Genomic DNA, 21,215 nt, shown 5'->3' with positions numbered 1-21,215 from the left:
TACCCCTAAACTGATTCTTTCGCGGCCTGTTTGATGGCCTCGCGGATTCGAACGTACGTTGCACAGCGGCAAATATTGCCGTTCATTGCAGCGTCGATATCGTCGTCTGTGGGCGAAGGATTGTTAGCAAGGAGTGCGCTCGCCGCCATGATTTGGCCTGACTGACAATACCCGCATTGCGGTACCGCAAGTTCTTCCCACGCGGCTTGAATTGCTTTCGCGGCTTTTGTTTCAATGCCTTCAATGGTGGTGATGCGTTGCCCAACGACGGCAGAAACAGGGGTGACACAGGATCGAATCGGTTGACCTGCCATATGGACGGTACACGCGCCACATTGTGCGAGGCCGCACCCGAATTTGGTGCCCGTGAGTTTGACATTGTCTCGAAGCGCCCACAAAAGCGGCGTTTCAGGTGGGACATCCAGCTCATGATCTTGCCCGTTAATATTGATAGAAACGGTCATGTTTTTCTCCTTCCATAGGGCTTTTATTATTCCCGAATGACGAGGTTGCTCGGTATTCAGCAGGGTGGCGATATCACCCCTTGAGAATGCACAACGCATTCAATCCTTAACCGCATTTGCTACAAGCCACGCATTCCCTTTTAGCGTAGTTGATAGGAAACACTGCAAGGTGTTGGGTGCTGATTTCAGGCAATAGTGGTCTACGGGGTATTCTCCTAATAACTATGGCTAGAATTTTGGTGACATGTTATCGAGATGTTCCTGTATTCTTGCCTATTACTCCGAAGTTAATGTCATTAACAGGCTTGAGTGCGCGTTTGGTGTCATAATCCTACGACCTGATTTGAAAGAGAGTTTGCATGGAATTCAATTCTGCATTGGCTGAACATGTCTTCGAACGCGTGGGCAGCAATTGTGTTCATCCCACTGACATTGAAGGGCTGACACTGTTTTCCTCGACACAAAATATTCCGGTGATGCCGATTGTTCTGCAGCCTTCTATTTGTTTTGTGCTGCAAGGCAGCAAGCAATTGAGCTCGGGGAAAAGTGTTTATCAATATGATCCATCCACCTACTTGATCAACTCTGTCACACGACCTGTGGATGCCAGCGTGTCTCATGTTGATCCCGATAGGCCTTATGTAGGTGCGAGTCTACGTATAGATCGGCAGATGGTCGGCCAGTTGATGATGGAAATGAGTCAATGGCAAAGTGACGATGCGCTTGAGCAGCAGATGGAACTCACGCAATCCACAGCAATCACGCCAGAGATAATGGGAAATCTCGCGCGGCTGATTCGCACTGCGGATGATCCAATGGACAGGCAGGTATTGTCTGCATCCTTGTGCCGCGAACTTTACTATCAGGTATTGAAAGGGCCATCAGGTGGGCTATTGCGTAACAGTGTGAACAACCATGCGGGTGCAAACCGAATTACGCCTGTTGTGCATTATATCGAGCAGCATTTTGAGCGAAATCTGGGGATTGATGAAATATCCGATGTGGCAGGGATGAGCGCGTCAACATTGCACGAACACTTTAAACAAGTGACCTCGGTATCGCCGATGCAATATGTGAAATCGTTGCGATTGCATAAAGCGCGTTCAATGTTGTCTTTGGGTTCTCAAGTCGCGGAGGTGTGTTATGCCGTGGGTTATAGCAGTCCGTCCCAATTCAGTCGTGAATTTAAACGGTATTTTGGGATTACGCCGAGTGAAGCAAGATCTGCGGTGATAGCGATTGGCTAGAAGTGAAAGGAATAAAAAAGGGAAGGGATAAGAAAGAAAACAAGGTTCGAGTCTTGGTCTCGAACCTTGTCATTGATTTTAGAGTTCGAATCTCACATTGAGATAGAACTGCTCTTTGTACAAGCCATTGAAGCGATAGACGCCGCCAAGAGAGAGTGCGTCAGTGGAGTGAAAGCGCCCACCAATTTCAACCACACTTCGTGTGTCATCTGAATCAAACGCCACCTGGCCAACCAAAAGGTTTGCTTCCATTTGCGGTAGCACCCAAGCGCGGACGCCGACATTGACGCCGTAGGCAAGTTCGCCCCAGTCATGCTTATCATCTTGAGGGAATTTAACGGAGTAAACTTGAGCATCTCCGTGTACATCGACAAAACCATTGATCGGCGCGTGGAAACCCGCGCCACCAGACGCAATCCAATCTCCTTCAAACTGACTACTGCCATTCACAATGAAGTGTGCCCCGTCCATAAAGGCTAATCTTGCTTTCGCTGCTAACCCTGACGGATTAGAGGTAAAACCAACTTCGAGGTTGGTGTAATTAAAATTGGTTGCCGAAGCAGCAGCAGAAAACAGGCCAAGTGAGAGTGCAATAGTTCGAATAGCGCGCGTTCTTTTTCTCGTATTCACAGCTTTCCATGCCTTATCTATAAAGAATTACATCCGCTTGAGTGTATGAGTAGCTGGACGAAAGTTGCAGGTGTGGAGCGCATAAGTTTGATGAAGATTACAAACATTTTTTTGAGCGAGGATTTAGGTAACATTTTTATGCAAACGATGTGGTATCTTTGCATCTAGCCACTAGGTCATGAAGCGGGATTTCGCTTTGAAGACAAGGGGTTTACGATTATCGAACCTCAAAGACACTTACACCCCTCAGAATATTCAGGTTTATTAGATGCTTTCTACTGACAAAGCCCTCATGGTGCAAGGCACAACGTCCGACGCTGGAAAAAGTGTTTTGGTTGCAGGCTTAGGGCGTGTGCTCGCTCGTCGTGGCATTTCTGTTGCCCCATTTAAATCGCAAAATATGGCGTTAAACAGCGCTGTGACAAAAGACGGTGGGGAAATAGGCCGGGCGCAGGCCTTTCAAGCGTTTGCATGTGGCGTTGAACCGACCGTTCACATGAACCCCATTTTGCTGAAACCAAACTCCGATTGTGCTGCGCAAATCATCGTACAGGGTAAAGCAACAGAATCCATGGATGCGATTGGCTTTCAGTCTTATAAAGCCTTCGCGATGACACCAGTGATGGAGTCTTTCAACATCTTACAAGGCCAATTCGACACAATATTGATAGAAGGTGCGGGTAGCCCCGCCGAAGTGAATTTACGTGCCAATGACATCGCAAACATGGGGTTTGCTGAAGCGGCAGATGTACCTGTGATCATTGTTGCCGACATCGACCGAGGCGGGGTGTTCGCACACCTAACCGGCACGCTAGATTGTTTGTCTCAATCAGAGCAAGATCGTGTGATTGGTTTTGTCATCAATCGATTCCGCGGCGACATTAAACTGCTCGAGCCTGGTTTAGATTGGCTCGAGAAGAAAACGGGTAAGCCGGTGATTGGCGTGATCCCATACCTACAAGGTTTGATGCTGGATGCAGAAGATGCCATTGATATAAAACAGTCAGACGATAAAGAATCAGAGTTGTTCAATATCGTGGTTCCCGTGTATCCGCGCGTCAGCAACCACACAGATTTCGATGCGTTAAGAATGCACCCGCAGGTCAACCTTCAATTTGTTCGTCCGGGAGACCCACTACCATCTGCAGATCTGATTGTTCTGCCGGGAAGCAAGAGTGTGATCAGTGATCTGGCGTCGTTACGCGAGTACGGTTGGGATAAGCAAATAGCTAAGCACCTTCGCTATGGTGGCAAGATTGCGGGTATCTGTGGTGGTTATCAGATGCTGGGACAATGCATTGCAGATCCTTATGGCATTGAAGGTGAGCCAGCCGCAGTGGATGGCTTGGGTTACTTGCAGTGTGAAACCACGATAGAGAAAGAAAAGGTGCTTACGCAGAAAACCGGAACATTAACCTTGTTGGGGCAAGAGGCTGCGGTAAAAGGATATGAGATCCACATGGGTGTGTCGGTGACCAGCGGTCAATCGCCTATCTCATACAAAGATGAGAACAATGGCGACTTGTCTTTCGATGGATTGGTTAGCGAGGATAATGTGGTGCTAGGCACCTATTGGCACGGTGTGTTTGACTCTCCAGATGCATGCGCATTACTCCTTCATTGGGCGGGCTTGGAGAACGCCAAACAATCAAACTTAGAGGCACTTCGAGAGAAGAGTATTGATGCATTAGCTGATGCGCTAGAGGCGAGTTTAGATCTTGAATTGCTCTTTCCTGGATTTAAACCGTTTCCGTCGAGTACATAATGGATGTCATTAAGGTTCTGATAATAAATAGATAATGGTTTAAACGCTCATGTTTTACACTTGTTGCTAGCACATAAATATCGCCAGTCAATACACTATGCCAATAAATATTTATAAATTCCTGTAAAAATAGGTTTGCACTCACGTTAGATTGGCGATAAGTTAACGGCATATGAAGGAAGCATACGTTGTTTTGAACAGACAAAATGACGGCAAGAAATGAAAAAGGGTGAAATATGAGCATTTATCAAACAGACGACGTTCGCATTAGCAAAATCAAAGAACTTTTGCCGCCAGTAGCGATCCTAGAAAAATTCCCGGCAACAGATAACGCGTCAGAAACCGTGTTTAATGCTCGCCAATCCATCCATAACATTCTTAACGACCAAGATGATCGTTTGCTGATTGTTATCGGTCCATGTTCAATCCATGATCCTGAAGCGGCTGTTGAGTACGCAAAGAAACTGAAACCTTTGCGCGAAAAACTGAAAGGCCAGCTTGAAATTGTTATGCGTGTTTACTTTGAAAAACCGCGTACCACTGTGGGTTGGAAAGGTCTTATCAACGACCCGTACATGGATAACAGCTTCAAATTGAACGATGGTCTTCGTATTGGTCGTAAACTGTTGTTGGACATCACTGACATGGGTCTTCCAACTGCAGGAGAGTTCCTCGATATGATCACCCCGCAATACATGGGTGATTTGATCAGCTGGGGTGCAATCGGCGCGCGTACTACTGAGTCTCAGGTTCACCGTGAACTGGCATCAGGTCTTTCTTGTCCTGTTGGCTTCAAAAACGGTACTGATGGCAACATCAAGATCGCAACAGATGCGATTCGCTCAGCAGAGTCACCGCACCACTTCTTGTCTGTGACCAAATACGGTCATTCAGCGATTGTAGAAACTGCGGGCAATGAAGATTGCCATATCATTCTTCGTGGTGGTAAAGAGCCTAACTATTCAGCTGAACATGTTTCTGCAATTATGGAGCAGCTTGATTCTGCGAAATTGCGTAAGAAGCTCATGATTGATTTCAGCCATGCGAACAGCAGTAAAGACTACAAGCGCCAAGCGGTTGTTGCTGATGATGTAGCAAACCAAGTTGCTGGTGGTAATGACGCTATCTTCGGTGTGATGATTGAAAGTCACCTTGTGGAAGGCCGTCAAGATTTGGTTGATGGTAAAGCGCCTGTATACGGACAGAGTATTACCGATGCGTGTATTGGCTGGGAAACAACAGAACAGGTTCTTCAGCGTCTAGCAGATGCAGTAGAAGAGCGTCGAGCAGCAAAATAACGTGTAACCGACAATAGAACGAATTCGAAGCCTGCAGCGCATTGCTGCAGGCTTTTTTTATGTCTGAAAATCAATGAAAGCACTTTCTTTATGTCAAACATAACGAAGTCGACAAAAGTACGTGTTAGTCAATCTTGCAGGGAGGGGAGCTTGGTTTCTAGTACTTGTTAGGGTATGCGGTACGGTGGATTGTGGAGTGTGAAATCACGAGTCAATCACACGGCTTTTTCATGCTAGTGACAATAAAATGACGGCAGCGCCAATAACCCGTAAAAATAAGTGTAATCTGTGTCACTGAAATGAAAGATGCCGTAAAAATCTCAATATTCGGTGGATTGTGTGTAACTTGGGCTATTGTGATGGCCAAATTAGAATATATGTTTGCTCTCAAATAAAGACGCCAAAGAAAGCGCTTTCTTTTTGTGTTTGCAGAGGTATCTGTTGTTTGGTGTCAGTTTGAAGTCACTCGCACTAGACCGTTACTATCAGTACACGTATTCACATATGGTTAACAATTGAGTTATGTCACAAATTGAAGCAACTGCAAATCATGACACGGAAGGTCGCGCTCAAGTTCCCGTAAAACAGAAAGGGGCGTACGGAGCAGGTACTTTAACCCTTAACTTGCTGCCCGGCGCACTAGGTGTGTTTTCCTTCTTTTTGATCACCGCTTTTGGCATCGACCCGTTTCTAGCCGGTCTGCTGGGTGGTCTTCCTCGACTTTTCGACGCCCTGACTGATCCAATCATGGGCTTTATCACAGATAACACCAAATCACGATGGGGTCGCAGAAGACCTTACATTGTTGTTGGCGCTATCTTAAGTGGCGTTTTCTTCGCGTTACTTTGGCAACTCGACCCTGAAGCATCTCAAGCGTATAACTTTTGGTATTTCCTCATTTTCTCGCTGATCTTCACCATTGGTAACACCATGTTTGCAACGCCTTTTGTTGCACTGGGTTACGAAATGACATCTGACTACAACGAACGTACACGTTTGATGGCGTTTGCTCAGACTATGGGCCAAATCGCTTGGATGATTGTGCCTTGGTTCTGGGTTTTGATTGCTGATCCCGATTTGTTCGAAAGCCAAGCGGAAGGTGTTCGTCAGCTATCTCTATACGTCGCTGGCGCGTGTATCGTGTTAGGTATTCTTCCAGGTTTGTTCTGCAAAGGCATCGATTCGAACAAAATGGAAAACCGTGCGGAAATTTCGTTCGCAACCATTTGGACAAACCTAGCGGCGGTTTTCTCTGGCATCAAGAAAGTGTTTAAAAACGGCCCATTCGTTAGATTGTGTGGCGCAACGTTCCTCGTCTTTAACGGCTTCCAGCTTGTTGCTTCGTTTAGCTTCTTCATTATCGTGTTCCACATGTTTGATGGTGACTACGGTGCAACGGGTAGCTGGCCTGCATGGTTCTCAACCATCAGTGCGATCACGACGGCGTTCTTGGTCATTCCAATTATCACTTGGATGGCGAACAAGTGGGGCAAGCGTAATGCTTTCGTCATTTCAACCCTGATCTCTATTGTGGGTTATGCGCTGAAATGGTGGGGCTTCGATCCGTCAAACCCTTGGATGATCTTCATGCCAATTCCATTGATGTCATTCGGTATCGGTGGTCTGTTTACGCTGATGATGAGTATGACAGCGGATGTGTGTGACATGGACGAACTGGATAACGGTATGCCACGTCGCGAAGGTACATTTGGTGCAATCTACTGGTTGATGGTTAAGCTGGGTCAGGCTCTTGCGCTTATCCTCGGTGGCCTTGTTATCAAAATGGTGGGCTTCGATCCTGGCGCAGCAAGTCAATCTGCTGAAACCATGATCAACTTGCGCCTAGCGGACATTCTGATTCCAGCATCAACAGCTGCACTCGCCATCCTTGTCATGTGGAATTATGACCTGACAGAAGAGAAAGCGCGTGCGATCAAAGCTAAGCTGGTTTCACTTCGTGGTGAGTTGTAAGCACAGAGAGCAATTAGCTCGAATTCGGTACTAAACCTAAAAACGGCTCACCTCGGTGAGCCGTTTTTTTATTGTTCATCTAAGGGTATTAGGCACAAAGGCGGTCATAAAAAACAATTGGTATAAACGCACATGAAAAATAGAGGCTATCTCAGGCCGTTCATGTCTCTAATGATCTGTTCGAATATTTTGCTCGAGATATCAATGAGGGTATCTGGGAAATCATAATGTGGATCATGCAAAGGCGGATGTTCAGTGCCACTGCCAAGACCAAAGAAAGCCGAAGGCCATCGCGCAGTATATGCCGAAAAGTCTTCTGACCAACGCATAGGCTCTTTTAAGTCAGCAAAATGAAAGCCAATGTCCTTGCAGGCCTGCTTTAGCAGCATATTGGCTTCACTGTGATTGATGGTTGCGTTGAAGTTATCGTCCCATGCGATATCAAGTGTTAACCCGTCGCGTTCAGCATACGCTTTTGCTTTTTCCTCAAGGCTGTCACACAACTGCTGAAAGCATTTATTACTGTCACTGCGCAATGTCACCATGAGTTGCCCTGATTCAGGCGTTGTGCCAAATGCAGGTTGCCCGAGATCTACATGGACTAGGGTTGCCAGTGTTAGGCCACCTAAGGCACTGGGGAGTACTTCGATGTCTTGCATCAGTGCCCTGATTGCAAAAGTAGGGTTTATCGCACTTTCGGGGTAGGCGGCATGCGCTGTTTTACCTTTAAAGGTGATGGACAATCCTGTTGAGGCACAGGCAAATGTGTTTTCTCGACACAGTATTTGCCCCAATGGATATCCCGGCACATTATGGTAACCAAAGGCATAGTCTATCTGTCCTTTCTCCCACTTATCATCTTCCAACATCGCGAGCGCCCCTTGTCCATTCTCTTCTGAGGGTTGGAAAATCAGCGTCACAGTGCCGCGCTGCAACGTGAACAATGACAACCTATACGCTAACGCCATCAAGCTCGCAGAGTGCCCGTCATGCCCGCACGCATGCATGATGCCGTCATGTTCAGAACTATGCTGATGGACGGCGATTTCGTTGATGGGAAGCGCATCCGTGTCGGCGCGAAAAAGCAGGTGAGGGCCCGGTAATCCACTGTCTATTTTAACCACCACACCGTGCCCGCCGACCTCTTCAATAGGTGAATAACCAAATGTTCGTAGGGTTTTCACGAGAAGTTCATGCGTTCTTTTTTCAGCCCCTGAAAGCTCAGGTGATCGATGAAGTTGGTGGCGGAATAGAATCGGATTAAACATAGCGACCCTCGCGATTATAAAAATTAGCCCACTACCATACGCGCGCAGATAAGGTGGTTTTGTGACATAGATCTTATCTAAAAGGTGAAAGCGCAGGAGGTTTAAAAACTGTAACAGTTGTGGCGATGAGAGGGCGTATTTAGCACTGATTTTAAAGGAAATGGGTGGTTGAAAAATCAAAATAAAAAAGGCGGATAAACTATCCGCCTGAAAAAATCTAATAAAGTGAGTAGATTACGTTGCGAGTTACTTACGCACACCTTCAACGTGAAGCTCTAGGTCAACAAAGCTTGATGCCCCTACGACAGGGATGTCGAAGTCAGCCAACTCTAGGCGTGTCGTACCTTCAAAGCCCGCACGGTAACCGCCCCATGGGTCTTCACCAGCGCCGATGAAGTTAGCAGCAATGGCAATAGGTTTGGTTTTGCCATGCAGCGTCAAATCACCATTGATTGTGAGTGTTCCGTCTGCGTTTTCGGCTACAGAGGTGCTTTTAAACGTCGCTGAAGAAAACTTCGATGCATTGATGAAGTCATCGCTGCGTAAGTGCTTGTCACGCTCAGCATGGTTTGAGTCAAGACTGGTTGTATCAATTGTCACTTGAATTTCTGATGCCGTTACATTGGCTGGGTCGTAGGAAAATTCGCCGCTGAAATCGTTAAAACGGCCTTTGATAAAGCTGTAACCCAAGTGAGGAACTTTGAAGTTTACTGACGCATGCGCACCTTTTGTGTCGATAACATAGTCATCAGCCATCGCAAAAGTTGGTGACAAAGTGGCAGCTGCAAGTCCTAGAGCTAATAGTGTTTTCTTCATGATGTCTTGTCTCCGATCATTTTCCGTAATGTATTGTCTTTATTGATGACATGGTGCTTTATGGCAGCGGCAGCATGTAAAATGGCTAAGCCAATGAGCGTGAATGCAGCGTAGTAGTGAACTGCACCCGCGATGTCAGATTGATTTGGAAATAGCTCACCCATTGATGGTACTGAGAAGACATTAAAGACTTCGATCGCGCGACCATCAGAGGTAGAGATGAGGTAACCTGAAACAAAAATCACAAACAGAAGGAGATAAATCACGTGGTGGGCAGCATGTGCTGCTTTTCTTTCCAGCGGTTTCCCTTCGATTTCTGGTGTGCCTTTAACAACGCGCCAGATCAGTCTGAATACAGTCAATGCAGCAAGGCAAATACCAATGGATTTATGCCAGAAAGGGGCTGTTTTATACCAGCTACTGTAATACGTCAGATCTACCATCCACCAACCCACAGCAAAAAGTCCGACAACGACAAGTGCTGTTAACCAGTGAATAACACGTAACGTTAAATTGTAATGTGAAGGACTATCCATTCCTTTTTGTTTCCGATGTATTGTTGTTAATGAGAATTATAATTAATCGTGGCGAGAGTATAACCAGCCACGATTGAACAACTTGTTCGAAAAAATAGAAGGAACTCCGGGCTAGCTGTCCAATTATGCTGAACAACTCGCCATTTTATTGCGGTTTTTGCCAACTTAAACTGAGTGACACTGAGTCCGCAAACCTTAGTGCATGGGGCTTGTCGATGGTGACACGTGAATATGTCACCCAATGATGCTCGGTTGTGATGTCTAGAACACTAGAAACTAATTTTTCGAGCAACAGGAAACGCCCGTTTTCAACGTGATCGATAATGGTCTTGGTGATCACCTTGTAATTTAGCGCGTCTTCAACGTTGTCATTCATACAGGCTTTTTCGCCAGGGTAGTGAATTTCTATGTTGAGTACGACGTCCTGCTTCTTCTGTTGTTCTTCATCATTGAACCCAATATAGGTGCGAAGACGTAGGTTGGTGATCGTAATGATGGCGTTTTGCATAATCGATATCCGTTCTAAAGGTGAATTACTTGAGCGCGCGACCGCCGTCTAAGTTAACACTTTGACCCGTCATGTATGCGCTTTGTAGGATGAAATCTACGGCGTTTACTACTTCGCGTTCGCCAGGCGCTATGCCCATTAAAGACTTCGAAAGGGCCTTCTTTTTATAGTCTTCAGAATCGTCCGCATTAAACATAATAAGAGCGGGAGCGATGCTGTTCACTTTCACGCGAGGCGCCAGTTTTTGTGCAAACGATAAGGTAAGGTTTTCCAATGCCGCTTTACTCGCAGCATAGGCAATGTGCTTAGCGCTTCCTTTCCGCACCACGTAGTCCGTGAAGTGAATGATATCGGCGCTTCCCGTCTGGCCGCCTGTGCTTGAGCCTTGTAAAAAGGGGTGTAATGCCAAGTTCAGTAAGTAAGGCGTTTTCACGTGAATTTGCATCATCTGGTCAAGCAGCGCGGGGTAGTCATCAGTTTGGCTTTCCGCATTCCAGTCTGAGGCGTTGTGGATTAATGCGCGGATTTGAACGCCTAACCCTGCGATATGGCTTGCGAAAGCGGTTATACCCTCATTGGTGGAAAAGTCCGCGTGAATGCATTCAACGCCACGTTCCCTCAATTCAGAAATCGCTTTGTGTTCAGTGCGGTAGGACACCACGACGTGATAATGATGATCTGAAAAATGCCGAGCAAGGGCCAATCCAACGCGCTGGCCTGCACCTGTGATCAAAATGGTCTCTTGAGCCATATAAAAGAATTCCGACGATAAACAGCAAGACAAAGTACGCGTGGGCGTGAAGAAAGATCATTTTCTTGCTGTGTTTGAATGAAAATCATACGTTTAGATGATATTAGCAGAACGAATTAAGGGGTGAGGATGCAGAAAACAGTATTGGTGGCTGGCTCACATGGAACGATTGGTCGTGCAATTATTGATACACTTCAGTGTCAGGGTTATCACGTCATCAGCATCAGTCGTCACGGTCATTCTACGAACGTTCATCTTTGTACTGATATGACGAACCAAGCAAACGTGGAAACCATTACCCAGTTTCTCACACCGCATTTCACGACCTTAGTTGGCGTTATTCAATGCGCTGGCGTGCTGCACAGCGACATGCATCAACCAGAGAAAAACGTGATGCAATTGGATTCGGTTTGGCTGCAAGAATCGATGCGCATTAATGTGCTTCCTTCTGTTGTACTTGCTCAGGCAGTATCGCCTTTGTTGAACCGAAAATCTTCGGTGCGTTGGATATCACTAAGCGCAAAAGTGGGCAGTATTGAAGACAATGGTTTAGGTGGTTGGTATAGCTACCGTATGTCAAAAGCCGCGTTGAATATGTTCATTAAAAATCTTGCCATTGAATGGGGGCGGAAATCGCCAGAAAGTAGCGTGATTGCCATGCACCCCGGAACAACACCCAGTGATTTGTCTGAACCGTTTACGAAAAATTGGCCCCAAGAAAAGCTCTATTCCCCCGAGACGACAGCATCACGTATTGTGAGTCTGTTTACCTCCATGACCGCCAGTGACAGTGGACAGCTGTATCACCATGATCATTCTGTGATCCCTTGGTAAGAGGATACGCCATTTAAACTGGCGGAATCTAAGGTGACTTTGTCGTTAGGGAATTTAGATTTAGCGGTTAGTTTTTAACGAGCAGTGAGGGCGTTGAATATCGTCTCACTTGCCAGAATTTGGACGCCCAATACGGATTGTCGAGACGTGAGATAATGACACCTTTTGACGACGATGCGTGCATGAATTGCTTCTCACCTACGTATATCCCGACGTGAAAGCGTTGTGGCCCTGTTTTGAAAAACACCAAATCGCCATGCTTCGCTGCATTTAGCGTTATTTTGTCGCCCAATTTGACTTGCTGGCGCGTTGTTCTTGGCAAAGCGTGTTGAAAAACGGTTCGATACGCGATCTGCGTAAAGGCTGAACAATCGATGCCTTTTTTGTTTACACCGCCCCATTGGTAAGGCGTGCCTTGCCATTCTTCATAGTAAGCACTGAGTGCGACATTGGTGGGGGATTCCATGCTGCCAAATGCCGCAAGGGTGTCGGGGCGTGGCGTCGTGTAGTGATGGGAATTGAGGCCTTGCTCAGTCGATGATGTGGATTCACAGCCAGAAATCGCCACACCTGCCATTGCGAAAATGGCAGTGAACAGTCGGCGTTGATAATTCGGTGAGAAACGCATAGAAATATCGACTAGCTAGTCCAAATAATGTGAAAAGTCTAAAAGTGCAAATGACGATGCGCAAGAGCCTCTATTCAGCGGTAGGCATAATGTCTCATCTTTGATGCGTATTTTTGCAACTTTCTATGCCGCGGTCTGATTTCTACGCAAATACCACTCAGTAATATAGTCTGAAAGTGCTAAAACGGCGGGCTCACTCGCGCCAGGTTTGAGGCATAATCCGCTTGCAATAGATGTTTCAAGGTTATCGTTATTTAGCCAGTCGAGCAGATCCATCTTGTCTGTCACAGAGCATGCGGCAATAAGAGAAACGGCCATGCCAGACTCTATGGCTGCATTAAGGCCATGGAAATCTGCGGCTGACAGCACAACTTGATAGGGTACACCTGCACGATCAAGTAACTCCAATGCCAGCCTTCCCCAGCGACAATCACTTTCAATCGCGATAGGAATAGGGCGATCTTTACAAAAGGTGACATGCTTACTTTTTGCCCAAACCAGCTTTTCTGTAAACAAAGGGGTCGCCGGATAGGTATTGTCGTGGATATTGATTAACGCTAAGTCCAATCTGCCATCAACAACTTGTCTGAGTAAGCGTTGGCTACTGTTGCTTTGAACAGAAAGCTGCAGATTTGGGTATCTCTCGGTAAATCCATTAAGAATACGGCGAAATACAAGGTTTACGTAATCGTCACAGACACCTAATTTCACCACGCCATTCATATCAGGGCAGTGAAAGTGGGCGAGCGCTTCATCATTGAGTTGAAGCATTTGTCTGGCATAGCTCACGAGCGTTAATCCGTGTGTGGTGAGTTCATGGCGTCTTCCTTTCTTTTGGAAGAGCGCTACACCAGAAACTTCTTCCAATTTTTTCATCTGCATACTCACCGCCGACTGTGTTCGGTGGACACTATTGGCAGCCGCAGCAAAGTTACCGCAATCAACGATGGCGACGAGTGTTCTGAGTTGGTCTAGATCGAAGTTTGTCATTACTTCAACTCCTTTGAAGTATTAGGCAAAAAGTATTGGCTTTTCTTAATTATTTAATTGGTTAAAAATGCATCTGTCAAGCAAGAGGTCTAAAAGCGAAAAGCGGGGTGAAGCATGAAAATCAACAGCGCAAAGAATTCACATGTAACAGGCTCTGAGAGCAAAACACCGTTTGAGCAATTTAAGCGTAATACCTTCGCCAAGATGGTTCATGCCGTGTGGTTGTTATGGCGAAAGCACGAGTTAATTTCTTCTCTTGAACGCAGAAAAGACGATGCACGTTTTTTGGAAGACGTTGGTTTAACAAAAAAAGAGGTTGAGCGAGAAATCGTAAAGCTGAGAGGAGAGAAACCTTATTAATCTGCGTTCATGACTACCGAGTTCGAGTCCATTTGCAGGTAATTTCTGCACATCTAACCGCAATGATCGTTCATTTGCGGTTTTCTTTTATTCAAAAGAAAGCAGGGCAATGCTGGCTGCATACGCCGACCGCGGATTTTGGACAGGTCACGTATAGGAGCGTGAATCATTTATCGCACTAAATTCTAGGCAATGAGACAGATCAAGAACCTTCGTTTAGTTAACATAGTTATCATTAATTTCTGGCGTGATTATTTAGCGCCTTAGAAATAGCGCTGACACATCAATGTGTAAAAATTTCTTATATTGTGTTTTGCGAAAGAAAAAGATCCTGACTATTCTTTTAATAAGACGCTGAGTTTAAAGAAATTGTTTAGCTCAGTGTTGATGTGCGACAGACCACATTGCTTTTGCAATGCTGACTCAGATATGAGATGCTGGTCGCATCAAAGCTGATTTAACACAGCAAAGAGTTTTAGAAAAAGAGAATTCGGTCAGTTATAAAGATTAGAACGCGAATCTTCTCGCTCTGTTATCACTGCCCAAATAGTTTGTTCGATTCAATACAAGTTAATAACAAAAAGGTCTGCCTTGCGCGGATCATTTTGGACACTTACAGTCATCAGGTTTTGGTTTGGCCGCCGACTGCCTAATGATTGGTCCAACTTTGGCGTTACTGCATAGCTGGACTTTACTTTGCTTCGGCACTGAAAAGTTGAATGAGTAACCAACCCGGCACATGGACCGGGTTTTTTATTGCCCAAAATTTGTCATGTACTCGTGATGGCTTATCATCTTCTCGCTTCTCGCTTCTCGCTTCTCGCTTCTCGCTTCTCGCTTCTCGCTTCTCGCTTCTCGCTTCTCGCTTCTCGCTTCTCGCTCCTCAAACGACAGATACAAAAAAGCCAGACTGGCGTCTGGCTTTTTTAATTGAACCGCGAAGTTAACGTGCTAGCACTTATTCACTTTTAGCGGTTTCTTCTGTTTCTAGCTTTTCAGCAACAACAGCAAACTCACGGGTTGGTTTACCAACGATTGAACGTGTGGCTTCTTTGATATCAGCCAATACGATTTCGATGTGGTCACCCAGTTGGAATTCTTTGTTGCCATCTACAGAGATGGTGCCTTGGTCGCCATTACATTCAACACGCTTTTTGTTATCAACAATCAGTGAACCAGGAATGAAGGCCATAGCACCATTTTCAAGCAGGCGCGTACGCATGCCAGCACGGTTGATGTCGAAAATCTCAGCGGTAAAGGTGGTCTTGGCAGCTACGCTGTCTTTCAGCAGGCGAACGTACAACCAATCGGCGACGTCACGTTCCGCCATGCGGTGGTGTTTGCGATGCAATGCCAATTCATCACCAATGAGCTCATCAGGCGTTTGTGCAGCAGTTTCTCCGCGCACAATGGCTTTCAACAAGCGGTGGTTTAGCATGTCACCGTATTTACGAATTGGAGATGTCCATGTCGCGTAGACATCAAGGCCCATTGCGAAATGTGGCGCAGGGGTGTTGCCAACTTCACTGTAAGACTGGAACTTACGAATGCGGTTGTCCAAGAAGCTCGTGTCTTGTTCATTCAACCAACGGCGTAGCGCACTGAAGCCTTCTAGCGTTGCTAGGGTTTCTACGTCTGTTTCGCCGCCATGGCTATTCAGCAGTTCAACCGCCTCTGCGATCTTTTCAGGGTTGAAGCCCGCGTGAGTGTTAAACACGCCGAAACCAAAGTGCTCGCGAAGCGCACGACCCGCACAGATGTTTGCTGTGATCATAGATTCTTCAACCATGCGGTTGGCAATGCGTCGTGCATCCACATGAATTGCAACAACATCATTATCTTCGCTGAGCTCGAAACGGTAATCTGGACGATCAGGGAAGGTCACAGCATTCGTTTCACGCCAGTTCATGCGTGCTTTTGCAAGGGCATGAAGGGCGGTGACTTGCTCTGCAATGATTTCAGATGGCTGCCATTTCTCGCAGTGACCTGTTTCGATGAAATCCGACACATTGTCGTAAGCCAAGCGGCCTTGTGATTTAACCCACGCTGAGAAGAACTGTGCGTCGTCTTTAATGGTGCCGTCAACATCGACGGTGACACGGCAGCAAAGTGATGGACGTACTTCATTTTCGCGCAGTGAACACAAATCATCGCTTAGTTCACGTGGAAGCATTGGGATATTGCGACCAGGCAAGTAGATGGTAAAGCCACGTTCGCGTGCTTGACGATCTAAATCTGTGTTTTCAGCAACGTACGCCGTAGGATCGGCGATTGCGATGGTCAGGGTGAACGTGCCATCTTCGTTGGCTACGGTGTGAAGTGCATCATCCATGTCTTTGGTTGATTCACTGTCAATCGTAATAAAAGGAACATGAGTGAGGTCTTCACGAACGAGCGATTCATCCAGCATGTCCCATTGCGCTTGTGGCGCAGGCTCTTGGTTCGGCAAGTTGTGTTTTGCCAACGTTACCCACCAAGGTGCAATTTTGTCATTGGCGTCGGTGATTTTTTCGCTGATTTCACAGAAGAAACCGTTACCGCCTTTCAGCGGGTGCTGCGTTAAATTGGCAACAACCCAATCGCCTTCTGCCAATTCACTGTGGCTAATGCCTTTGCGCGTTTTCGCACGAATAGCATCTTTTAATTGAGGATGATCTGGAACAACGTTCAATTTGTCGCGAATGAGTTTAACGCGACCGATAAAACGCTCCACTGATTGCTCAAGCAACTCATCGGGTTCAGCGACTTCTTTGTCTTTTTCAGTACGAATTAGAGCCACAACCTTGTCACCATGCATGACTTTTTTCATGTACGGAGGTGGGATGAAGTAGCTGTTTTTATCGTCAGCTTCCAAAAAGCCAAAGCCTTTTTCTGTGGCTTTGATCGTGCCTTCTTTCTTTGGAATGCTTTCTTTGATTTGTTGTTTTAGTTGTGCAAGTAGCGGATTGTCTTGAAACATTAGCCTGGTCTCAGAATGTGAACCGCCACACTATACGGATTCGGGACACTAAAACCAAGGTGTACCACGTTAGAATTTCCGACGAAGAATTAGGTAAAAACTTAGTGGAGCCTCCCAAACTGGATGTAATCAATATGCCTAAAGTTTTTTGAAATGACAGAATGGTTTGAAAAATGTCCCAATTATGAGAAGGCATAGATGGAAAATGCGCAGTTAAGCAGCCCTACACGAATTGTTAAGAGAGCCGACTCGTTAGAAGGATGGTGTGAGGAGGTGTTTGATCGCCTCAGACACCGTAACGAAGCGCAAAACATTGCGTTGTTTATTTGGCATGAAGAAGGTCTAAAGCTGGTTGCTAGCCAAACGCAGCGGGAGTTTTGTTTCTTTCAGCAATTTCGTCCTGCAGAAGAGTACAGTGGTTATCGCATAGATTGGGAAAACCTGGCTGAAAGCGTTAAGGATAAAGACGGCTCCTATATTTCGGAGTTGCCCATAAATGCTGCTTGGCGACAAAGTTCAATGCAGTGGGAACATGCGGTTGTTCCTCTTTATGAAAATGAAGAAATTCTCGGGTACATGTTGCTGGAAGTGGAATTGTTTAATGAAGAGAAGAAATTCTCCGAATCGAGCTTGCAGTGGCTTAAAGATCGCGCTGAACGTCAGTTGAAATGCCGCATTCTTTCTCACAACCTTTGCCAGTTCCATTTATCCAGCAAGAAAAACGAACTCGATCTGGCACTCAATAACCATACACTGGCCTCTCAGCTTTCTCACTTAAAAAGCCTGCATGAAATATCGCTCCGCTTTACTAAAGCTACATCCATCAGTTCTTTGTGCCGAATTGCCGTTGAACTAGGAAAAAGCCGTCTTCAAATTGATCGAATGGCGATATTCCTGTGTGACATGGAGACCTGCATGATGTGGGGGACATGGGGCACAGACAAATATGGCAACACCATAGACAGATCTGACGTAAACCAAGATCTGCCAAACAACCCATTTATGGAAGAAGCCTTCGCACGAAAAAATGAGCTCATTGTAAAAGAGAACGTCCCCTTATATTTCGGTCAGGAACAAGTCGGCATCGGTTGGAATATCATGATGGCGATGTGGAACAATGATGAATGCATCGGCTGGATAGCGGCGGATAACCTTATCTATAAATCGCCATTGGATGAGCCTAAAAAAGAGGCCATCAAATTGCTCGCGGCGTCCGTGTGCCAAAAGATCATAAAGCTAAGAGAAACAGAAGAAGCGGATGAACGTTTCTATCAACTGCAAGAACACTGCCGCCGTCAGACCCAAGACCTCGAATATTTGCAATCTCGCGTAGACGTGATGAATGCCCAAAACCAATGGTTAGGGATACATGATGCTTCAACGGGATTATTGGGAACTCGGTATTTCGATTTGAGTTTCGCGTCTTTTGTTGCATGTGCCCGAGACAGGCGACGGAACATCGCGAGCTTCTCTATCAGTGTGGACTTCTATAAAGGCTTTCAGAAAGCTTACGGGGAAGAAGCGACCATTCGTGTATTCCAAACCGTTGCACGGGAAGTGAAATCCATCATTAAACCGGTGGGGCTGAATATGATTTTCACTACCAAGCCCGGAAACCTCTCTTTATTGGTTCATTGCAATGACGAGGTCTTGCTGAAAGAGATTGCGGATAAAATTGTGAAAACAGGGTATTCGCTAAATATTGAAAACAAAGCGTCACCCTTTTATCAACGCGTGACACTGAGTGTTGGGTTGTCTACTAATTGTGTTTCTTTATTCAGTTTGCAAAGCAAAGTGTTAAAGAAAGCTGAAAAAGCGTGTTTGATGGCAGAGAAATTAGGGAAAAACCGTTATTGCGTAGATTAGAAAACACCGTGCAACGCAGTTTGATTGCCTGATTTAACAGCAAATTGCTACGGAATTAGACGTTTGCAGTCAAAAAGCCACCAGTCGTAGAAAGAATTGTGAAGTTGTTCAATTTTTTCTGGCTTTTTTTGGTTTAATGGCGCAGAATTCTCGCCTCATTTGTCGAGGCCCGTAGCGTTGGTTGCTGTTGCAGTGAGTAGGACGTCATTAGATTGTATTCAAAATGACCCTGCATCAGTAAGAGATAACAGTGCAAAACCGCTAATAGGGGCCCCGTTACTTTAGTCTATATATTGGGATCCCAATGCAAGATACTGTTACTGAATTTCGCCAACTTGATTTGGCTGAAAACATCCTATCCGCGCTAGATTCAATCGGCTTTGTTGCGCCGACTCCTATCCAGGCGGCTTCGATTCCTCTTTTGCTTACTGGCGTTGATGCGCTTGGTAAAGCACAAACCGGTACAGGTAAAACTGCTGCATTCTCTCTTCCACTGCTGAACAAGCTTGATCTTAACCAACACAAGCCTCAGGCAATTGTGATGGCTCCAACCCGTGAGTTGGCGATCCAAGTTGCAGCAGAAGTGAAACTTCTTGGTCAAAAAATCGCTGGCTTGAAAGTGCTAGAGATCTACGGTGGTGCTTCTATCGTTGACCAAATGCGTGCTCTACGTTCAGGTGCTCACATTGTTGTTGGTACTCCTGGCCGTGTTAAAGACCTTATTAACCGTGAACGTCTACAACTAGACGAAGTGAAAACTTTCGTACTAGATGAAGCTGACGAAATGCTGAAAATGGGCTTCGTTGACGACGTAACTTGGATCATGGAACAAGCGCCAGAAACTGCGCAACGCGTATTGTTCTCTGCAACTATGCCTCCAATGGTTAAAGAAATCGTTGATCGTTTCCTTCGCGAACCTGCACGCATTGACGTTGCTGGTAGCAACCGTACTGTTGAGAAAGTTGAGCAACAATTCTGGGTTGTTAAAGGCGTAGAGAAAGACGAAGCAATGGCACGTCTTCTTGAAACTGAAGAAACTGACGCATCAATCGTGTTCGTTCGTACTCGTCAAGATACCGAGCGTCTGGCTGATTGGTTGCAAGCGCGTGGCTTTAAAGCTGCAGCACTGCACGGTGACATTCCACAGTCACTGCGTGAGCGTACTGTTGATCACATCAAACGTGGTGTTATCGATATCCTAGTTGCAACTGACGTTGTTGCACGTGGTCTTGACGTTCCACGTATTACTCACGTATTCAACTACGACATCCCATTCGATGTTGAATCATACATTCACCGTATCGGTCGTACTGGCCGTGCTGGTCGCGCAGGTAAAGCGATTCTGTTGGTTCGCACCAACCAAATCCGTATGCTTCGCACCATCGAGCGTGTGACTTCAACACGCATGGAAGAAGTTCAACTTCCAGCTCGTGATCAAGTGGCGGCATGTCGTCTAGCGGCACTGGCTGCTGATCTTGCAGAGCAAAAAGAATCAGAGAACATCGACGCATTCGTTGGTCTGATCGAAAAACTTCAAGAGCAGATCGAAGTTGATGCGGCAACACTTGCTGCAATGCTACTTCAGCGTCAACAAGGTAAGCGTCCGTTGTTCTACACCGGTCCAGATCCGATGATTGCTGCTATCGAGCGTGAAAACAAACGTCGTGAATCACGTCGTGATGACCGTGGCGAACGTGGTCCTCGTGCAGACCGTGGCGAGCGTCGTAGCTACAACGCTGAAGATTGGGATATCTACCAACTGCAAGTGGGTCGTGACCAAGGCGTTCAAGTTAAAGACATCGTTGGCGCAATCGCGAACGAGCTAGGTCTTGAGAAGAACTCTATCGGTTCAATCAAACTAGCAACTGGCCACACTTACGTTCAGCTTCCTAAGAAGATGCCAAAAGAAGTGTTGGGTCAACTTAAGCAACTGCGTATTCGCCAAAAAGCAACTGAAGCACAATTGGTTGAAGGTTCAGTGAACATGGATCCACCACGCCGTCGTAGCGGTGGTGATCGCAATGGTGGCAACGGCGGCCGTCGTTTTGACAACAATGGCCCACGCGGTGGTAACAACCGTGGTGATCGTGCTCCTCGTGGTGACCGTGCTCCACGTGGTGAAGGCGAACAACGTCGCTTTAACCGCGACCGTGGTAGCGACAGCCGTTCATCATACCGTGGTGAGCGTCGTCACGCTGACGCATAATAACGCACTCTCGTTATAAAAAAGAGCCAGCTTATGCTGGCTCTTTTTGTATGTGTCTATTGTTTGATCACTTCTCTTCCTATCATTCAATTCCTTATCTGCTGTCACTTTTCATCGC

18 protein-coding genes are annotated in these 21,215 nt (G+C 46.3%); 8 read left to right on the top strand and 10 right to left on the bottom strand.

The features are described from left to right. Nucleotides 1-5: 5 nt before the first annotated feature. Complete coding sequence (locus EQP46_RS01090; RefSeq protein ID WP_129491881.1) at nucleotides 6-464, bottom strand: (2Fe-2S)-binding protein; 459 nt, start codon at nucleotides 462-464, stop codon at nucleotides 6-8. Nucleotides 465-823: 359 nt separating this feature from the next. Here EQP46_RS01090 and EQP46_RS01085 point away from each other — a divergent pair, with 359 nt between their 5' ends. Then, the gene (locus EQP46_RS01085; protein ID WP_129491880.1) at nucleotides 824-1,711 is read left to right on the top strand and encodes an AraC family transcriptional regulator; all 888 of its coding nucleotides are present in this window, start codon (nucleotides 824-826) and stop codon (nucleotides 1,709-1,711) included. A 78-nt stretch (nucleotides 1,712-1,789) separates the two neighbouring features. On the opposite strand, the gene EQP46_RS01080 is transcribed toward EQP46_RS01085, so the two are convergent. After that, nucleotides 1,790-2,341, bottom strand: a complete 552-nt coding sequence (locus tag EQP46_RS01080; protein WP_129491879.1) for a hypothetical protein — start codon at nucleotides 2,339-2,341, stop codon at nucleotides 1,790-1,792. Between the two features lie 268 nt (nucleotides 2,342-2,609). Here EQP46_RS01080 and EQP46_RS01075 point away from each other — a divergent pair, with 268 nt between their 5' ends. The 3 genes from EQP46_RS01075 to EQP46_RS01065 all read left to right on the top strand — a co-directional run bounded on the left by EQP46_RS01075 (nucleotide 2,610) and on the right by EQP46_RS01065 (nucleotide 7,375). Next, on the top strand, nucleotides 2,610-4,106 hold the full coding sequence (locus tag EQP46_RS01075) for a cobyric acid synthase (RefSeq protein ID WP_129491878.1): 1,497 nt from the start codon (nucleotides 2,610-2,612) through the stop codon (nucleotides 4,104-4,106). Nucleotides 4,107-4,348: 242 nt separating this feature from the next. Then, on the top strand, nucleotides 4,349-5,404 hold the full coding sequence (gene aroG / locus EQP46_RS01070) for a 3-deoxy-7-phosphoheptulonate synthase AroG (RefSeq protein WP_129492171.1): 1,056 nt from the start codon (nucleotides 4,349-4,351) through the stop codon (nucleotides 5,402-5,404). A gap of 522 nt (nucleotides 5,405-5,926) precedes the next feature. Then, nucleotides 5,927-7,375, top strand: a complete 1,449-nt coding sequence (locus EQP46_RS01065) for an MFS transporter (RefSeq protein ID WP_129491877.1) — start codon at nucleotides 5,927-5,929, stop codon at nucleotides 7,373-7,375. A gap of 146 nt (nucleotides 7,376-7,521) precedes the next feature. On the opposite strand, the gene EQP46_RS01060 is transcribed toward EQP46_RS01065, so the two are convergent. The 5 genes from EQP46_RS01060 to folM all read right to left on the bottom strand — a co-directional run bounded on the left by EQP46_RS01060 (nucleotide 7,522) and on the right by folM (nucleotide 11,254). After that, a complete protein-coding gene (locus EQP46_RS01060) occupies nucleotides 7,522-8,643 on the bottom strand; it encodes an amidohydrolase (protein ID WP_129491876.1) in 1,122 nt (373 codons plus the stop codon). A 246-nt stretch (nucleotides 8,644-8,889) separates the two neighbouring features. Beyond that, nucleotides 8,890-9,459 (bottom strand): YceI family protein, encoded by a 570-nt coding sequence (locus tag EQP46_RS01055; protein WP_129491875.1) that lies wholly within the window; start codon nucleotides 9,457-9,459, stop codon nucleotides 8,890-8,892. Beyond that, nucleotides 9,456-9,995 carry a cytochrome b gene (locus EQP46_RS01050; protein ID WP_129491874.1) on the bottom strand — a complete coding sequence of 180 codons (540 nt, stop codon included), beginning with the start codon at nucleotides 9,993-9,995 and terminating at the stop codon, nucleotides 9,456-9,458. The genes EQP46_RS01055 and EQP46_RS01050 overlap by 4 nt, the downstream gene beginning before the upstream one ends. Before the next feature lie 145 nt (nucleotides 9,996-10,140). Continuing rightward, entirely contained in the window at nucleotides 10,141-10,506 is a 366-nt protein-coding gene (gene folX / locus EQP46_RS01045) for a dihydroneopterin triphosphate 2'-epimerase (protein ID WP_198928635.1), read from the bottom strand. Between the two features lie 22 nt (nucleotides 10,507-10,528). After that, the gene (folM, locus tag EQP46_RS01040; RefSeq protein ID WP_129491873.1) at nucleotides 10,529-11,254 is read right to left on the bottom strand and encodes a dihydromonapterin reductase; all 726 of its coding nucleotides are present in this window, start codon (nucleotides 11,252-11,254) and stop codon (nucleotides 10,529-10,531) included. 129 nt (nucleotides 11,255-11,383) lie between these two features. On the opposite strand from folM, the gene EQP46_RS01035 reads away from it, so the two are divergent. Then, on the top strand, nucleotides 11,384-12,088 hold the full coding sequence (locus tag EQP46_RS01035; RefSeq protein WP_129491872.1) for an SDR family NAD(P)-dependent oxidoreductase: 705 nt from the start codon (nucleotides 11,384-11,386) through the stop codon (nucleotides 12,086-12,088). Between the two features lie 67 nt (nucleotides 12,089-12,155). On the opposite strand, the gene EQP46_RS01030 is transcribed toward EQP46_RS01035, so the two are convergent. Together EQP46_RS01030 and EQP46_RS01025 are read right to left on the bottom strand one after the other, a co-directional pair. Beyond that, nucleotides 12,156-12,665, bottom strand: a complete 510-nt coding sequence (locus EQP46_RS01030; RefSeq protein ID WP_420841362.1) for a C40 family peptidase — start codon at nucleotides 12,663-12,665, stop codon at nucleotides 12,156-12,158. Nucleotides 12,666-12,839: 174 nt separating this feature from the next. Further along, entirely contained in the window at nucleotides 12,840-13,706 is an 867-nt protein-coding gene (locus EQP46_RS01025) for a LysR substrate-binding domain-containing protein (protein ID WP_129491870.1), read from the bottom strand. Between the two features lie 114 nt (nucleotides 13,707-13,820). Here EQP46_RS01025 and EQP46_RS01020 point away from each other — a divergent pair, with 114 nt between their 5' ends. Next, nucleotides 13,821-14,066: a hypothetical protein gene (locus EQP46_RS01020; RefSeq protein ID WP_129491869.1), complete on the top strand. Its 246-nt coding sequence runs from the start codon at nucleotides 13,821-13,823 to the stop codon at nucleotides 14,064-14,066. A gap of 958 nt (nucleotides 14,067-15,024) precedes the next feature. Here EQP46_RS01020 and EQP46_RS01015 read toward each other — a convergent pair. After that, nucleotides 15,025-17,025 carry an exoribonuclease II gene (locus EQP46_RS01015; RefSeq protein WP_129491868.1) on the bottom strand — a complete coding sequence of 667 codons (2,001 nt, stop codon included), beginning with the start codon at nucleotides 17,023-17,025 and terminating at the stop codon, nucleotides 15,025-15,027. 273 nt (nucleotides 17,026-17,298) lie between these two features. On the opposite strand from EQP46_RS01015, the gene EQP46_RS01010 reads away from it, so the two are divergent. Together EQP46_RS01010 and EQP46_RS01005 are read left to right on the top strand one after the other, a co-directional pair. Next, nucleotides 17,299-18,891 carry a GGDEF domain-containing protein gene (locus EQP46_RS01010; RefSeq protein WP_240671585.1) on the top strand — a complete coding sequence of 531 codons (1,593 nt, stop codon included), beginning with the start codon at nucleotides 17,299-17,301 and terminating at the stop codon, nucleotides 18,889-18,891. Between the two features lie 304 nt (nucleotides 18,892-19,195). Then, nucleotides 19,196-21,097, top strand: coding sequence for a DEAD/DEAH box helicase (locus EQP46_RS01005; protein ID WP_129491866.1), 1,902 nt, complete (start codon nucleotides 19,196-19,198; stop codon nucleotides 21,095-21,097). The last annotated feature ends 118 nt before the right edge of the window (nucleotides 21,098-21,215 follow it).

Source organism: Enterovibrio baiacu, assembly GCF_004120195.1.
Lineage (GTDB): Bacteria > Pseudomonadota > Gammaproteobacteria > Enterobacterales > Vibrionaceae > Enterovibrio > Enterovibrio baiacui.
This window is presented reverse-complemented; position numbering and strand designations above follow the sequence as displayed.

Bases quoted from the DNA above. Each gene is read 5' to 3' on its own strand.
- EQP46_RS01090 (WP_129491881.1), bottom strand. From the start codon at position 464: ATGACCGTTTCTATCAATATTAACGGGCAAGATCATGAGCTGGATGTC.
- EQP46_RS01085 (WP_129491880.1), top strand. From the start codon at position 824: ATGGAATTCAATTCTGCATTGGCTGAACATGTCTTCGAACGCGTGGGC.
- EQP46_RS01075 (WP_129491878.1), top strand. From the start codon at position 2,610: ATGCTTTCTACTGACAAAGCCCTCATGGTGCAAGGCACAACGTCCGAC.
- EQP46_RS01065 (WP_129491877.1), top strand. From the start codon at position 5,927: ATGTCACAAATTGAAGCAACTGCAAATCATGACACGGAAGGTCGCGCT.
- EQP46_RS01060 (WP_129491876.1), bottom strand. From the start codon at position 8,643: ATGTTTAATCCGATTCTATTCCGCCACCAACTTCATCGATCACCTGAG.
- EQP46_RS01055 (WP_129491875.1), bottom strand. From the start codon at position 9,459: ATGAAGAAAACACTATTAGCTCTAGGACTTGCAGCTGCCACTTTGTCA.
- EQP46_RS01050 (WP_129491874.1), bottom strand. From the start codon at position 9,995: ATGGATAGTCCTTCACATTACAATTTAACGTTACGTGTTATTCACTGG.
- folM (WP_129491873.1), bottom strand. From the start codon at position 11,254: ATGGCTCAAGAGACCATTTTGATCACAGGTGCAGGCCAGCGCGTTGGA.
- EQP46_RS01035 (WP_129491872.1), top strand. From the start codon at position 11,384: ATGCAGAAAACAGTATTGGTGGCTGGCTCACATGGAACGATTGGTCGT.
- EQP46_RS01030 (WP_420841362.1), bottom strand. From the start codon at position 12,665: ATGGCAGGTGTGGCGATTTCTGGCTGTGAATCCACATCATCGACTGAG.
- EQP46_RS01025 (WP_129491870.1), bottom strand. From the start codon at position 13,706: ATGACAAACTTCGATCTAGACCAACTCAGAACACTCGTCGCCATCGTT.
- EQP46_RS01020 (WP_129491869.1), top strand. From the start codon at position 13,821: ATGAAAATCAACAGCGCAAAGAATTCACATGTAACAGGCTCTGAGAGC.
- EQP46_RS01015 (WP_129491868.1), bottom strand. From the start codon at position 17,025: ATGTTTCAAGACAATCCGCTACTTGCACAACTAAAACAACAAATCAAA.
- EQP46_RS01005 (WP_129491866.1), top strand. From the start codon at position 19,196: ATGCAAGATACTGTTACTGAATTTCGCCAACTTGATTTGGCTGAAAAC.